Annotated in this window: 13 protein-coding genes; 6 read left to right on the top strand and 7 right to left on the bottom strand. The window is 67.0% G+C overall.

Translation table 11 applies throughout. The annotated features are described in order from the left end of the window. The first annotated feature begins 79 nt into the window (after window positions 1–79). Together WKW77_RS03755 and WKW77_RS03760 are read left to right on the top strand one after the other, a co-directional pair. Window positions 80–1,735 carry an HsdM family class I SAM-dependent methyltransferase gene (locus WKW77_RS03755; protein ID WP_340355464.1) on the top strand — a complete coding sequence of 552 codons (1,656 nt, stop codon included), beginning with the start codon at window positions 80–82 and terminating at the stop codon, window positions 1,733–1,735. Beyond that, window positions 1,732–2,910, top strand: a complete 1,179-nt coding sequence (locus WKW77_RS03760) for a restriction endonuclease subunit S (RefSeq protein ID WP_340355465.1) — start codon at window positions 1,732–1,734, stop codon at window positions 2,908–2,910. Before WKW77_RS03755 ends, WKW77_RS03760 begins: the two co-directional genes overlap by 4 nt. A 61-nt stretch (window positions 2,911–2,971) precedes the next feature. On the opposite strand, the gene WKW77_RS03765 is transcribed toward WKW77_RS03760, so the two are convergent. Then, complete coding sequence (locus WKW77_RS03765; protein WP_340355466.1) at window positions 2,972–4,027, bottom strand: aldo/keto reductase; 1,056 nt, start codon at window positions 4,025–4,027, stop codon at window positions 2,972–2,974. 144 nt (window positions 4,028–4,171) lie between these two features. Here WKW77_RS03765 and WKW77_RS03770 point away from each other — a divergent pair, with 144 nt between their 5' ends. Beyond that, entirely contained in the window at window positions 4,172–4,477 is a 306-nt protein-coding gene (locus tag WKW77_RS03770) for a hypothetical protein (RefSeq protein ID WP_340355467.1), read from the top strand. After that, complete coding sequence (locus tag WKW77_RS03775; RefSeq protein WP_340355468.1) at window positions 4,458–5,381, top strand: sigma-70 family RNA polymerase sigma factor; 924 nt, start codon at window positions 4,458–4,460, stop codon at window positions 5,379–5,381. The genes WKW77_RS03770 and WKW77_RS03775 overlap by 20 nt, the downstream gene beginning before the upstream one ends. A 19-nt stretch (window positions 5,382–5,400) precedes the next feature. On the opposite strand, the gene WKW77_RS03780 is transcribed toward WKW77_RS03775, so the two are convergent. From WKW77_RS03780 to WKW77_RS03795, 4 genes are all read right to left on the bottom strand, one after another. Further along, window positions 5,401–6,351 carry a beta-propeller fold lactonase family protein gene (locus tag WKW77_RS03780; RefSeq protein ID WP_340355469.1) on the bottom strand — a complete coding sequence of 317 codons (951 nt, stop codon included), beginning with the start codon at window positions 6,349–6,351 and terminating at the stop codon, window positions 5,401–5,403. Between the two features lie 28 nt (window positions 6,352–6,379). Next, a complete protein-coding gene (locus WKW77_RS03785) occupies window positions 6,380–6,913 on the bottom strand; it encodes a cytochrome b (RefSeq protein WP_340355470.1) in 534 nt (177 codons plus the stop codon). 62 nt (window positions 6,914–6,975) lie between these two features. After that, entirely contained in the window at window positions 6,976–7,410 is a 435-nt protein-coding gene (locus WKW77_RS03790; RefSeq protein WP_479694165.1) for a c-type cytochrome, read from the bottom strand. Between the two features lie 228 nt (window positions 7,411–7,638). Further along, a complete protein-coding gene (locus WKW77_RS03795; RefSeq protein WP_340355472.1) occupies window positions 7,639–9,375 on the bottom strand; it encodes a pyrroloquinoline quinone-dependent dehydrogenase in 1,737 nt (578 codons plus the stop codon). 229 nt (window positions 9,376–9,604) lie between these two features. On the opposite strand from WKW77_RS03795, the gene WKW77_RS03800 reads away from it, so the two are divergent. Further along, window positions 9,605–10,291: an ankyrin repeat domain-containing protein gene (locus WKW77_RS03800; RefSeq protein WP_340355473.1), complete on the top strand. Its 687-nt coding sequence runs from the start codon at window positions 9,605–9,607 to the stop codon at window positions 10,289–10,291. A 53-nt stretch (window positions 10,292–10,344) separates the two neighbouring features. Here the strand turns inward: WKW77_RS03800 and ylqF are convergent, their stop codons facing one another. Together ylqF and WKW77_RS03810 are read right to left on the bottom strand one after the other, a co-directional pair. Further along, window positions 10,345–11,301 (bottom strand): ribosome biogenesis GTPase YlqF, encoded by a 957-nt coding sequence (ylqF, locus tag WKW77_RS03805; RefSeq protein WP_340355474.1) that lies wholly within the window; start codon window positions 11,299–11,301, stop codon window positions 10,345–10,347. 55 nt (window positions 11,302–11,356) lie between these two features. Continuing rightward, window positions 11,357–12,253, bottom strand: a complete 897-nt coding sequence (locus WKW77_RS03810; RefSeq protein WP_340355475.1) for a LytTR family DNA-binding domain-containing protein — start codon at window positions 12,251–12,253, stop codon at window positions 11,357–11,359. A 148-nt stretch (window positions 12,254–12,401) separates the two neighbouring features. Between WKW77_RS03810 and WKW77_RS03815 the strand changes: the two genes are divergently transcribed. Next, window positions 12,402–13,589, top strand: a complete 1,188-nt coding sequence (locus WKW77_RS03815; protein WP_340355476.1) for an acyltransferase family protein — start codon at window positions 12,402–12,404, stop codon at window positions 13,587–13,589. Window positions 13,590–13,616: the final 27 nt, after the last annotated feature.

Genomic DNA, 13,616 nt, shown 5'->3' on the forward strand with positions numbered 1-13,616 from the left:
GCAGACGGGCGGCCGGACGGCCATCTTGGGTCGTAGACTCGCGGGCCATCCATGAGAACCCGCATCCAAAAATCCATCCATGCCCCTGACCGCTGACATGCGACGGTCGATCGACCAGATTCGCGACTACCTCTTCGGCGGCGGCTATCCCGATCCCGTCAGCAATGCGGAGCAGTTGTCGTTTCTCTTTTTCTTCTTCCTGCTCGAGACCATCGACGACGAGAACCGGAAGCGCGCCGAGGTCCTGCAGGAGCCTTTCCGGAGCATCTTCGATGGCGAATGGACGCTCCGCAGCGCCGAGACTTCCGCGCGCGAGGGCAGCCGCATGGCGACCGTCCTGCGAACCGCCTCCCGGACGATCCCGCGCAGCCGCTTCCGCTGGACGCTCTGGGCCCGCGAGATGGGAGGCCAGGCACTCGTGGACTTCGTGGGTGACCAGGTCTTCCCCTTCTTCGCCGAGATCGGCGCGGCCGGCGCACACGACTTCATGCGCGGCGCGCGCCTGGGCATCCAGGACCCGACGGTGCTCACGCAGGTCGTGCGGCTCGTAGACGGGCTGGGCCTGGCCGATGCCGATTCCGACACCAAGGGCGATCTCTTCGAGCACGTGCTGCGGCAGATCAAGCAGGCCGGCGAGCTCGGCCAGTTCCGCACGCCGCGCCACATCATCCGGCGCATCGTCGAGATGGTGGACCCGACCATCGGCGAGACCATCTACGACCCGGCCGCGGGCACCGCGGGCTTTCTGGTGGCGGCCTACAACCACATCCGGCTTGCGCATTCTTCGCCCGGTCAGATCGTCGAGGTCGATGTGGATGGCAAGTCCCAGCGGCGCGGACTCGGCGACCTGCTCGCGCCCGAGGACCTCGACGTCCTGCGCAACAGGACCTTCTACGGCAACGACGTCGACCCGAAGATGGTGCGGCTCGCCACGATGAATCTCCGCCTGCGCGGACTGGACAACGTGCGCATCCTGCAGCGCAACGTGCTGACCTCGGTCCTCGACGACGCCAGCAAGGAGGAACTCGGCCTGCCGACCGAAGGCTATGACATCGTGCTGGCGAACCCACCCTTCTCCGGCCGCGTCGACAAGGAGCGCATCGTCGACTCGGTGCGTGTGGGCAACACCAGCAGCACCGAACTTCTGTTCCTCAAATACCTGCAGGACAGCCTTCGCGACGGGGGCCGCGCAGCGGTCGTGGTGCCCGAAGGGGTGCTGTTCGGCTCGTCGAGCGCGCACCTGGAGCTGCGGCGGCAGCTCGTCGAGAACAACCAGGTCGATGCCGTCCTCAGCCTGCCCGGCGGCGTCTTCCAGCCCTACTCGGGGGTGAAGACCTCGGTGCTCTTCTTCCGCAAGGGCGGGACCACACGGGAAGTGCTCTACCTCCATGTCGACGAAGACGGTTATCAGTTCGACGCCAATCACGACACGCCCAACGAGGACGACGATCTGCCGCGTCTGGCCGCGGCATACGCGCAGCGCGAGGCCTCGCTCTCGCGCTGGGAGGCTCGCGAGAGCGACGCCGACTGGCACGAGAAGTGGTGGTTCGCCGATGCAGCCGCGCTGCGCGACAACAGCTACAACCTCACGGCGAGCCGCTATCGCCCGCTGGGCAGCAGCGAAGCCGAACACGAAGACTTCCTCGAACTGCTCGACGACGTGATCGCGAGGGAACTCGAACTGGTCAAGGTGATGGAGACGCTGCGGGACATGGTCAGGGAGTACAGGGCGTGAGAGCGCCCCGGATTGCGCTGCGGGAGGTGGTCGAGGCGAAGACGGGCACCATGAACCCGTCCGCCTGGCCCGACGATCCGGTCACCTACATCGACGTCACGGCCGTCGACAACAGGACCAAGACCATCACCGGCGCGCGGACGATGCGCGGTGCCGAAGCGCCGAGCCGCGCGCGCAGGCTGCTGCGCACCGGCGACGTGCTGGTCTCCACCGTACGACCCGCCCTCAACGCGGTGGCGCTGGTACCCCAATCGCTCGACGGCGAAGTGGCGAGCACCGCCTTCTGCGTGCTGCGTGCGACGCCGCGGGTGCTGCCCGAGTACCTCTACTTCTTCGTCCAGTCGGCGAGCTTCGTCGGCGGCCTGGAACGGCTCGCGAAAGGCGCGCTGTACCCGGCCGTGACCGAAGCGTGCGTGTTCGACCAGGCGATGCCGCTACCGTCGATCGACCAGCAGCGCCGCATCGCCGACATGCTGCTGTGTTCGCAGCGCGCGCTGCGCCTGCGCCGCGACATACGGGAACGGACGAAGCGACTGATGCCAGCGCTGTATGCCAGCACCTTCGGCGACTCGCTCGCCAATCCCAAGGGATGGCCGGTGGTGCCGCTCGAGAGCCTGCTCAAGACGCCGCCGCAGAACGGGCTGTACAAGCACAGGTCGACCTACGGCGACGGCACTCCGATCGTGCGGATCGACAGCTTCCGCGACGCAGACCTCTGCGAACCGGCGCGCCTGAAGCGCCTTCGCCTCGACGACAGCGAGGCGCGGCAGTACACGCTCTCCGAAGGGGACATCCTGGTCAACCGCGTCAACAGCGCGGAGCATCTGGGCAAGAGCGTGCTGATCCGCGCGCTGCCGGAGCCGACGGTGTTCGAGTCGAACATGATGCGGCTGGTCGTCGATCCGGAGCGGGCGCTTCCGCAATATGTCGCATCGGCGCTGCAGACGACGCGCACGCGACAGCACTTCCTGCGGAACGCCAAGCGCGCGGTGAACCAGGCGAGCCTGAACCAGACGGACCTGAAGACGGTGCCGATCATGCTGCCGCCCCTGGAAAGGCAGTCCCCCTTCGCACGCTATGCCGACTTCACCGCATCGGCCAGGGGGATCGAGGCGCAGATGATCTCCAACGCGGAAGCCACGCTGGCTTCGTTGCTGGCGAAGTTCTTCGGCTGATCGCCCGGAATGAGACAAAAATCTCATTACAAGAACGAACTCTCGATTCGGAATTCCAGTCTCATTGTGAAAATCTATGCTTCGCTTCCGCGAGCTGCTTGCGCCGGTACTCGCCCTGCCGCGTGAACATCCAGCCGGGGTATTCGGGCGGAAGCTGGCTCACCGCATCGAGCGTTTCGAGTTCGGCGGCGCTCAACGCCACCTTCGTCGCCGCGATGTTGTCGGCAAGCTGGTCGGGTCGCTTCGCGCCGATGATGACGCTCGTCACCTGCGGCTGATGGAGCAACCACGACAGCGCGATCTGCGCGACCGACACGCCATGCGCCTCGGCGATCGGGCGCATCGCATCGACGCAATCGAACGCGCGCTCCTTGTTCACCGGGGGAAAGTCGAAGGTGGTGCGGCGGCTGCCCTGCTCCGCCTGCTGCTCGCGTCCGTACTTGCCGCTGAGCAGGCCGCCCGCCAGCGGGCTCCACACCATCAGGCCGACGCCTTCGCTCGCGAGCATCGGCACCAGTTCGCGTTCGAGATCGCGGCCCGCGATCGTGTAGTAGGCCTGCAGCGATTCGAAGCGCGAGAGACCCAGCCGCTCGGCCACGCCCAGCGCCTTCGCGATCTGCCAGGCGGCCCAGTTCGAAACGCCGACGTAGCGCACTTGGCCCTGCCGCACGAGCTGGTCGAGCGCACGCACGGTCTCCTCGATCGGCGTGGCCGGGTCGAAGCCGTGGATCTGGTAGAGGTCGATGTGATCGAGCTGCAGGCGCGCGAGGCTCGCCTTCACGCCGTCCATGATGTGCCCGCGCGAAGCGCCGCGCGCGTTCGGGCCCGGGCCCATTTCGCTGAAGACCTTGGTCGCGACGATCACGTTCTCGCGCGGCACCTTGAGGTTCTTCAATGCCTGACCGGTGATCTGCTCAGACAGGCCGCTCGAATAGACGTCGGCGGTGTCGATGAAATTGATGCCGGCGTCGAGCGCGGAGCCGACCAGCCGCTCGGCATCCGCCTGCTGCAGATCGCCGATCTGGGACCAGATGCCCTCGCCGCCGCCGAAGGTCATGGTGCCCAGGCAGAGTTCGGACACGAAGAGGCCGCTGCGGCCCAGTGGTAGGTAACGCATGGAAAGGATCTCCTTGAAGCGAACCCGCCAGCATAGGCGGCCGCGCGGAATCCTGCAGGCGGGCGACCGCATCCTTTCGGAGGTCTGGATCGTCATGTGGATGTCACATGCACCCATCCGGCGCGGCCGGAGAAAGGAACCCCCATGAAGCGCATGATCCGATACCGTCTCAAGGCCGACCGCGTGACGGAGAACGAGCACCTGGCCGCTGCCGTGTACGACGAGCTGCGGCACGTCAGGCCCGCAGGCCTGCGCTACGCCACCTTCCGGCTCGACGATGGCGTGAGCTTCGTCCACCTCGTGTCATACGACGAGAACACCGCGCCCGACGTCCTGACATCGCTCCCGTCGTTCAAGGCCTTCACGGCAGGCGTTCGCGATCGCTGCGAAGATCCGCCGGTCACTACCGAATTGAAGGAGATCGGCTCCTATGGCTTCTTCGAACGATGAACCGGACTCGATCATCGCGGCGCTCGACGGGGCTCGCCGGCGCTTCCTGGCGCTGGTCGGCGACATCCGCCCCGAGCTGCATCGCTACTGCACGCGAATGACCGGCTCGGTCGCCGACGGCGAAGACGTGGTGCAGGACACGCTCGCGCGCGCCTACTACCAGCTGCCCGAGCTCAAGGAGCTGCCGCCGCTGCGGCCCTGGCTGTTCCGCATCGCGCACAACCGCGCCATCGACCACATCCGGCATGAAGCGCATCGAAATTCGGAGCCGATCGATCTCGCGTTGGACCTCGCCGATCGCGAAGACCAGGAGCCCGACCAGGCGCTCGCGCGCAACCAGGCGGTGCATGCGGCGCTCTCCTGCTTCCTGCAACTCGCGCCGGCACAGCGCGGCTGCGTGATCCTGAAGGACGTGCTCGACCACTCGCTGGAGGAGATCGCCGACGAGCTCCAGTTGAGCGTGCAGGCGGTCAAGGCCGCGCTGCATCGCGGCCGGCGGCTCCTGCGCGCGCTGTCGCCGCCCGCAACCGAGTCGCCACCGGCACAGCCATCCGTCTCGCCTGAACTGGCACGTTATGCGACGCTCTTCAACGCGCACGACTGGGACGGCGTGCGCGCGATGCTGGCGGACGACGTGCGTCTCGATCTGGTCTCGCGGCGCAAGGCCGCCGGTCGGCGCGAGGTCAGCCTCTATTTCGGTAACGATGGCCGGGTGAGCGACTGGCACCTGGTGCCGGCCCACCTCGACGGCCGCGAGGTGCTGGCAGTGATGCGCGACCCCGCGGCGGCGCGGCCCGGCTACTTCATCGAGCTCCAATGGCGCGATGGGCTGCTGATCGCCATTCGCGACTATCGCTACGTGCCCTACATCGCGCAGGAGGCAGGGTGGGTGCTGGCGCGCTGAATCTCGGGCGCGGAGGCGATCAGCGGACCGCCACGCCCCAGGGCAGCTTGCCGACGGGCACGTCCGCGATCCTGGTGTTCGTTCCCGTATCGATGACCGACACACTGCCCGAGCGGCCGCAGGCCACGTAGAGCTTGCGGCCATCGGGCGTGAGCGCCATGTTCCAGGGCCGCTGCCCCACCGGGATGGTCGCGACGACCGTGTCGGTGGCGGTGTCGATCACCGACACGCTGGCGTCGCCGCCGTTCGACACGAAGACGCGCCTGCCGTTCGGATGCACCGCGATGCCGTTGCTGCGCAGGCCGGCGCCGATCTTCTTCAGCACGCCGAACGTGATCGCGTCGATGACGAAGACCTCGTTGGAATTCTCCGCGGCGACGTATGCGCGCCGACCGTCCGGCGAGAAGCCGATGCCGCGCGGCCGCGCGCCCACGGGCACCTGCGCGACCTGCTGGCGCTTCTGCACATCGACGATGTCGACCGCCCCCCCGTCTTCCGCACTCACGAATACGATCTTGCCGTCGGGCGAGAAGACAGCGTGCTCGGGGTTCTTGCCGCGCACCTTCACGATGAATGCCTTGCGGTTGTTGCGCGTGTCGACGAAGGCGACGTCGTTCGACTCCTCTACCGCCGCCGCCACCCAGCGGCCATCCGGCGAGATGCCGACGCCCTCCGGCGATTCGCCCAGATCGATGCTTCCGGTCATCCGCCGGCCGGCGAGGTCGATCAGCACCAGCCGGTTGTTCGGCTGGTCGCTCACGTAGGCGGTGCGCCCATCCGCACTGATGGCCGTCCCGCGCGGCTTCTTGCCCGCGGCAATGTCGGCAACCACCTTGTCGGTGGCCGTGTCGATCACGCTCAGCGTGCCCGATCCCTCGTTGGGTACATAGGCGAACGGAGCCGCTGCGGCCAGGAGCGGTGCGGCGAAAACACAGGCAAGCCACGGTTGCCACGAGAACCTGAACTTCATGCGACCTCCTCCCCTCTAGATGCGCACGCTAGTTCAGCATGCGCGCAAAGACGCCGTCGCGATCCACCACCGCATGCTTGAGCGCCGCGAGCACGTGCCCCGCGATGAGCGCGCAGAAAATCCATGCCGTCGTCACGTGCACGCCGTGGAAGAACGCATACACCGAGGGCAGCGGCGGCCCCCATGGCGGCCACGCGATGCCGAAGAAGGTAATGCCGAAGCGGCTGAAGTTCGACGCCACATAGCCCGACAGCGGCATCACCGCCATGCAGACGTAGAGCGCCACATGCACCGATCGCGCAGCCCGTCGCTCGACCTCCCTCATCGTTGCGGGCCAGGGCGGCGGTGCATGCGAGATCCGCCAGCCGAGGCGTGCGGCAATCAGCAGGCCCAGCACGATTCCGAAGGACTTGTGCAGGTTGACCACGCCGGAACGCGCCGGCGTGGCGCGCGGCGCGATCTCGTCCAGCAGGAAGCCGAAGGCGATCTGTCCAAGCAGCGCCGCAGCCAGCAGCCAGTGCAGCCATACGGCGGTACGCGTATAGCGCGCGGAGGACCGCACCTGCGGAGTCTTGATCGATATTGATGATATACCGTGCCTTTGAATCGACATGCCCATGCATCTCAGAGACCCGTCAGGAAGTGCGCGAGGTTCTCGATGTCCTGCGCGTTCAGCGTGTTCGCCACGCTGGTCATGTTGCCGGCGTCGTTGGTGCGCCTCCTGGCCTTGAAATCGCCGAGCTGCTTGACGATGTAGTCGTAGTTCTGCCCCGCCACGCGCGGAATCTCGTTCTGCCCGGCGAAGCCGCCGAGGTGGCACATGGTGCAGAGCGTCTCTTCGGCCTTGAGCTTGCCGAGCTTCGCCTTGTCGGCATTGGGAACGAACTTCTGGCGCGGCGGCTTCTGCGCCGAGAAGTAGCTGGCGAGCTCATGCATGTCGTCCCGGCTCATGGCGGTGTGCAACATGACTTCGTTGGTCCGCCGCCCTTCCTGGAAGTCGCGCAACTGCAGATAGATGTAGCGCGAGGTCTGCCCCGCAATGATCGGATAGACCGGCATGATCGGCTGCCCGTCAGCCCCATGGCATGCCGCACACGCCGCCGCCTTCGCGGGCACCGCCGGTTGTTGTGCCCTGACAGGAACGCCAGCGAAGACCATCCAAGCCCCAAGAACCAGCGCCGTGAAACCGGGGGCACCCGCGGATCCGGCTCCGCCGGGCCGCTGGGTGCGCCCCCTCGAGGGGGTGTCCGAGTCACACGAAGGGGACGAGGCTGGGGGTGTTCTCATCTACATTCCGAACACGACCACGGAGTTGCCGCGTTTGAAGTCGAGCTGCGTGTTGCCACCCGCCGCCACCGCGATGTACTGCTTGCCGTTCACGGTGTACGACACCGCCGGTGCATTCACGCCCGCGCCGCACTGGTACTCCCAGAGCTTCTTGCCGGTCTTCGCGTCGAAGGCACGGAACAGGCCGTTGCCTTCGCCGTTGAAGACCAGGTTGCCGCCGGTCGCGAGCACGCCGCCGATCAGGGGTTGCTCGGTGTCGAACTTCCACGCCAGCTTGCCGGTGTCGAGATTCACGGCGGCGAGCCGCCCCCATTGCTTCTCGGAAGGAATCACCTTGAACGCGCCGCCGAGCCACAGCTTGCTGCCGCCGGGGTACTTGGCTTCCTCGACGTGGTAGGTCATCGGCTGATGCAGGTTCGCCGCGTAGGCGATGCGCAGGTTCGGGTTGATCGCCATCGGGCTCCACTCGACACCGCCGTTCGCGCCGGGCAGCATGCGCGCGCCGTCCTTGGTCGGGAGCACCCACATGTTCTCCTGCGGCACCATCGCTTCGCTGTAGCGGATCAGCTCGCCGGTGGCGCGGTCGTGCACATAGACGTGCCCCGTCTTGCCGCCGTGGATCGCGACCTTGCGGATCTTGCCGTCCTTGCCCTTCGCCTCCGTCAGGATCACGGGCGATGCCGCGTCGAGGTCCCACACGTCGTGCGGCACGTACTGGTAGTGCCACTTGTAGGCACCGGAGTTGAGATCGATCGCCACGATCGAGTCGGTATAGAGGTTGTCCCCGGGCCGCTCGGCGCCGTAGAGATCAGGACTCGGATTGCCCACCACGAAGATCACCGAGTTGGTTTCCTTGTCGATCGCGGGCGCCATCCACACGCCGCCGCCCAGCGTCTTGTAGAAATCGCCGCCCGCCTTCTCGAACTGCGCCTTCTCGGCCGCGATATCGCGCAGCATGTTGCGCTGCGTCGCATCGTTCTGCGCCCACACGCCTTCGTGCCCCTTCTCGGGAATGGTGTTGAAGGTCCACAGCAGTTTGCCGTCGTTCGCATCGAAGGCCTTCACGAAGCCGCGCACGCCGTACTCGCCGCCGTTGGTGCCGATGAGTACCTTGCCGTCGACCGCCACCGGCGCCATGGTCTCCGAGTAGCCTTGCTCGGGATCCGCGATCTGCGAGGACCAGAGCACCTTGCCGGTCTTCGCCTCGAGGGCGACCAGCTTGGAATCGAGCGTGCCCATGTAGAGCTTGTCGCCCATGACGGCGACGCCGCGGTTGTTCGGTCCGCAGCAGAAGGTCGTGACCGGTCCCATCTTGTGCTTGTAGTGCCAGAACTCCTTGCCCGTGACCGCATCGATCGCGTAGACGTGGTTGTACGAGGTGGTGAGGAACATCACGCCGTCCACGACGATCGGCGCCGTTTCCATCGACTCGATCACTTCGGTCTGGAAGGTGAAGACCGGATGCAGCTTGGAGACATTGGCCGTGTTGATCTGCTTCGCCGGATGGAACCGGGTCTGCGCATAGCTCATGTTCGAGTGCAGGAAGTTGTTCGCGTCCTTGTCCGCGGCGTCGAGCTTCGACTGCGGCACCGAGATCGCCTTGGGCACGGGCGAGCCGGTCGCGCCCTGGTTCGGCACTTCGCCCTGGCCGAAGGCGCCGAGGGAGACGAAGCCGAGCACCGGCCCGGCAACGAGCGTACGGCGCAGGAGATGATGCGGGAACCTGGTCTTCTTCATCGCGGGTCTCCTCAGGCTTGTGACGAGCCTCTTTGGCCACCGCGGCGACCCGGGAGCCGGCGTCGCAAGGCGCATGCGGGGCGCCGGTGGATGCGCGCCCGCGAGAGGCTGCAACCGCTCGGAGATGGCGGTCCTGCCTCGCCTCGCTTGCAAGCGTAGCCACATTCAGGTCCACTGAATAGCGGATTCTTTCGGTGCACCGCAGCATTCGACGACTGGAGAAACAGCCATGAATCGATCCGCCTCACTGCTCCGCCACGCGCTGCATTCACTGTTGACCTGGGCCTTCGCGATCGCGCTCTGCGCATCGCCCGGCGATGCCGCCGCGCAGGCCGAGTCCGACCCCAGTCCCCATGCGCAGCTGCTCGTCGCGGCCCGACAAGGCAAGGTCGAGCGTGTGAAGGAGCTGCTCGCCAACGGCGCTTCGGTCAACGCCCGCAACCCCGTGGGCAAGACCCCTCTTTTCATCGCCTGCGAGAAAGGCAATACCGCGCTCGGCCTGGTGCTGATCGAGGCCAACGCCGACGTCAATCTCGCATCGACCGCACACGTCACACCGTTGATGGCAGCCAGCTACAGCGGCGAAGCCGAACTCGTGAAGCGCCTGCTCGCCGCCGGCGCGCGCACCGATCCGGTGGACCGCATGAACAAGTCAGCGCCGGTGTACGCCGCCGCCCAGGGCAACACGGCGGCCCTCGATGCGCTGCTCGGCGCGGGCGTCGACGTGAACGCGACCTACGAGCACAACCTCACGCTCCTGATGTGGGCCGCGGGGCAAGGGCATGCGGACACGGTGCGTCTGCTGCTCGCGCGCGGCGCGAAGGCCGACATGCGCGATGACCGCGGCCTCACGGCCTTCGACATTGCGCGCGGTGCGGGGCAAGGCGACGCGGTACAGGCGGCGGGGCTGCACTAGCATCGCCGTCCTCAGCACCTTCGCAGTCGAGTCCTTGCGCCGATGACAATCGGCTACGGCGCCTCGGAAGGCGCCTTGCCCTCCGCCGGCTTCGCGCCCTTCTTGCGCGCAGCGCGGGCATCCTTCTTCGCCTGCCGCTCAGCATCCAGCCGCTGCCCTTCCGCGAGCCATTGCGCGAACTCCTCGGGCGTCTCCAGGGTGATGCGACCCATGTTGCCGCTGCGGAATTCATGCATCACGATCTCGGCGGCCTTCTGCATGTTGACCTTGCCCTTGCCGAGCAGCGCGCCGCGCTTGCGGCCGATCGCGTCGAGCACTTCGTCGTCGGCGAGACCCGCGATCGGGTCGATCCTGAAGCGCGCCTCGACAAGCGCGGCGTAGTGGTCCTTCAGGTACGAAAGCAGCTCCAGCGCCACCAGTTCCTCGTCGAAGGCATTGCGCCCGACGGCGCCGCTCGCGGCCAGGTTGTAGCCGCTCTTGGCGACGATGATGCGCGGCCACAGCATGCCGGGCGTGTCCCACAGGTAGAAGTCGTCGGCCAGCACGATGCGCTGCTCGAGCTTGGTGATGCCGGCCTCGTCACCGGTCTTCGCCTTGCGCGCGCCGGTCAGCGTATTGATGAGCGTCGACTTGCCGACGTTGGGGATGCCGCAGATCAGCACCCGCATCGGCTTGGCCATGCCGCCGCGGTTCGGCGCGAGCGCGTGGCAGGCGTCGATGAGCTGGCGCGCCGGCGCGGTCTGGCTCGCATCGAGGCCGATCGCACGGGTGGCGGGCTGGGCGTTGTAGTGCGCCAGCCAGGCTTGCGTCTGCGCCGGATCGGCGAGGTCCTGCTTGTTGAGGATCTTGAGACCTGGCTTGTGTCCGGTGAGATCGGCCAGCATCGGATTGGCGCTGGAGCCGGGCAGCCGCGCATCGAGCAGCTCGATGACGACGTCGATCTCCTTGATGCGCTCGGCGATGGCTTTCTTGGTCAAGTGCATGTGACCGGGGAACCACTGGATGGCCATCGCGAATGTCTTTCTCTCTTGTCGGTGAACGGACCGCGGATTGTCGCGCCCCCGGTCAGGCCCTGAGAGCGGGCCGGTAGCGCCGGCTGCACGGGATGTGGGTGCCGTCGCGCATATGCAGCCGGGCCTCGCCGCCGTCCAGGGGCTCGATTTCCGCGATGCGGTCCAGGTTGGCCGCGTAGCTCCGGTGCACGCGCACGAAGCGCGCCGGATCGAGTTGGGTGAGGAAGTCCGTCAGCGTCGCACGCAGAAGGTAGTCGTGGCCGTTCACGCGCAGGCCGACGTAGTTGCCCTGCGCCTGCAGCCAGTCGATGTCGGCGGCCGCGATCAGGAATTCGCGGCGCAGCTTGCGCACGAGGAAGCGGTCGGGCCGCTGCGGCGGTGGGCCGGGCGCGTCAGGCGACGGCTCCGCGTCCGGCTCGGGCTCCGGCGGGCCTTCAGGCGGATCCAGCACCCGCGCCTCGCCCTGCAGCCGCAGCATGAAGACCCGGTAGCTCCAGAGCGCAATGAGGATCAGCACATAGGTCCGCGCGTCCTTCAGGTACTCGTAGGGCCACTTCGACGGCCAGTCGCCGAAGTCGTAGCGCGTGCCGGCCCAGAAATACACAAGGTGCCGCAGGCCGACCATCAGCGCCACATGGAGCAGGCTGAATGCAACGCTGCCCAGCACATGCCAGCCGAGGTTGCGCCGCCAGGCGCCTCGCCTGAGGGGAAACCGCCGCTCGAAGGCCACCACCGCCGGCACCAGCGCCAGCAGCGCGAGGTGGCTGCTCAGTTCCCAGGCCACCGGCTGCCAGGTGGCGATGTCGCGGCCGGACTGGCGGACGTCGATCACCGCGATCACGGTGCTGATCGCCGCCTGAACCGCCATGACCACGACCCAGAAGCCAGCCTCGGCCCATCGCCGGTAGGGCTGGTAGCGCTCGAAGAGGTTCTGCGCGGGATCGGACATCGCCCGGATTCTCACGAATCCGGCCGGGCGGCGGCTTTTTTCATCCCTCCCGGCCGCCGCTCGTCACAAAACGGCCGCGGGTCGTCCCCTCGGTCCTCCCCTGCCCGGTGCGTGCTCACACCATCCGGTCGAACCAAGGAGCGACCCCATGACAACCGAACGACGACACGACATCGATGCACTGCGGGCCCTGGCCTTCGCCCTGCTCATCCTCTATCACGTGGGCATGTATTACGTGGCCGGCTGGCCCTGGCACATCAAGAGCCCGCACGCGGCGGAATGGCTTCGCTGGCCGATGGTGGTCGTCAATGTCTGGCGGATGGACCTGGTGTTCCTGATCTCCGGCGTCGCCTTCGGCTTCCTGAGCCGCGGCCGCGGGCCGATGTCGTTGATCGGCCATCGGACGGTCCGGCTTCTGCTGCCGCTCGTCTTCGGGATGGCCGTTGTCGTGCCCTACCAGGCCTACGCCCAGGGCGTCGCGAACGGGTTGGTGGCACCGGGCTTCGGTGCCTTCATGCTGCGCTACCTCTCGGGCGGCCCATGGCCGAAGGGTGCCTTCGACGGGTCGGACTTTCCGATGACCTGGAATCATCTCTGGTATCTGGCCTACCTCTTCGTCTACACGGCGATCCTGGCCTTGCTGCTGCCGGTGCTGCGCTCTTCGGCCGGGCTCCGGCTGCGTTCGGCGTTTCTGCGCCTTCGCGGCTGGCGGCTGATCGCCGTGCCGACGGTGCCCCTCCTGCTGTCCACGCTCTGGCTGTCCCCGCGCTTCCCCGCGACGCACGACATGGTCCATGACTGGTATCTGCACGCGCTGTACTTCACCGTGTTCCTCTATGGGTACTGGATGGGCGTCCATGAGGAGATCTGGCGCGAGCTGGAGCGGCTTCGCCGTCCGGCGCTGGCGCTCGCGGCGTCGTGCATAGCCGCCTACCTCTCGCTGCGCCTCTTCGGCTTCGGTGCGGCTGCGCCCGCCTGGGTCGCCCATGCCCTGCGCGCCGCGTATCTCTGGACGGCGATCGTCGCGATCCTCGGATTCGCGCACCGTCACCTCAACCGGCCCTGGCCTTGGCTGCGCTGGGCCAACGAGTCGGTCTATCCCTGGCACATGCTGCACCAGACGCTGATCATCGTGGCGGCTGTCGCACTGGCGCCGATGCGGCTGGGGCCGGTGCTCGAAACCGCTGCCATCGTCGCCCTGACGGCCGGCGGATGCTGGGCGCTGACGGATGTGCTGATCCGACGCCTCGGCTGGCTGCGCCCGCTCTTCGGGTTGCCGCGCCGCGCTCCGCCGCAGGCACTGCCCAATGGAAGCACCGCCATTGTGGGCATTTGAACCCGGGCGCCGCAACACGCATGCTAT

This window comes from Variovorax ureilyticus, from assembly GCF_037889935.1.
Classification (GTDB): domain Bacteria; phylum Pseudomonadota; class Gammaproteobacteria; order Burkholderiales; family Burkholderiaceae_C; genus Variovorax; species Variovorax ureilyticus.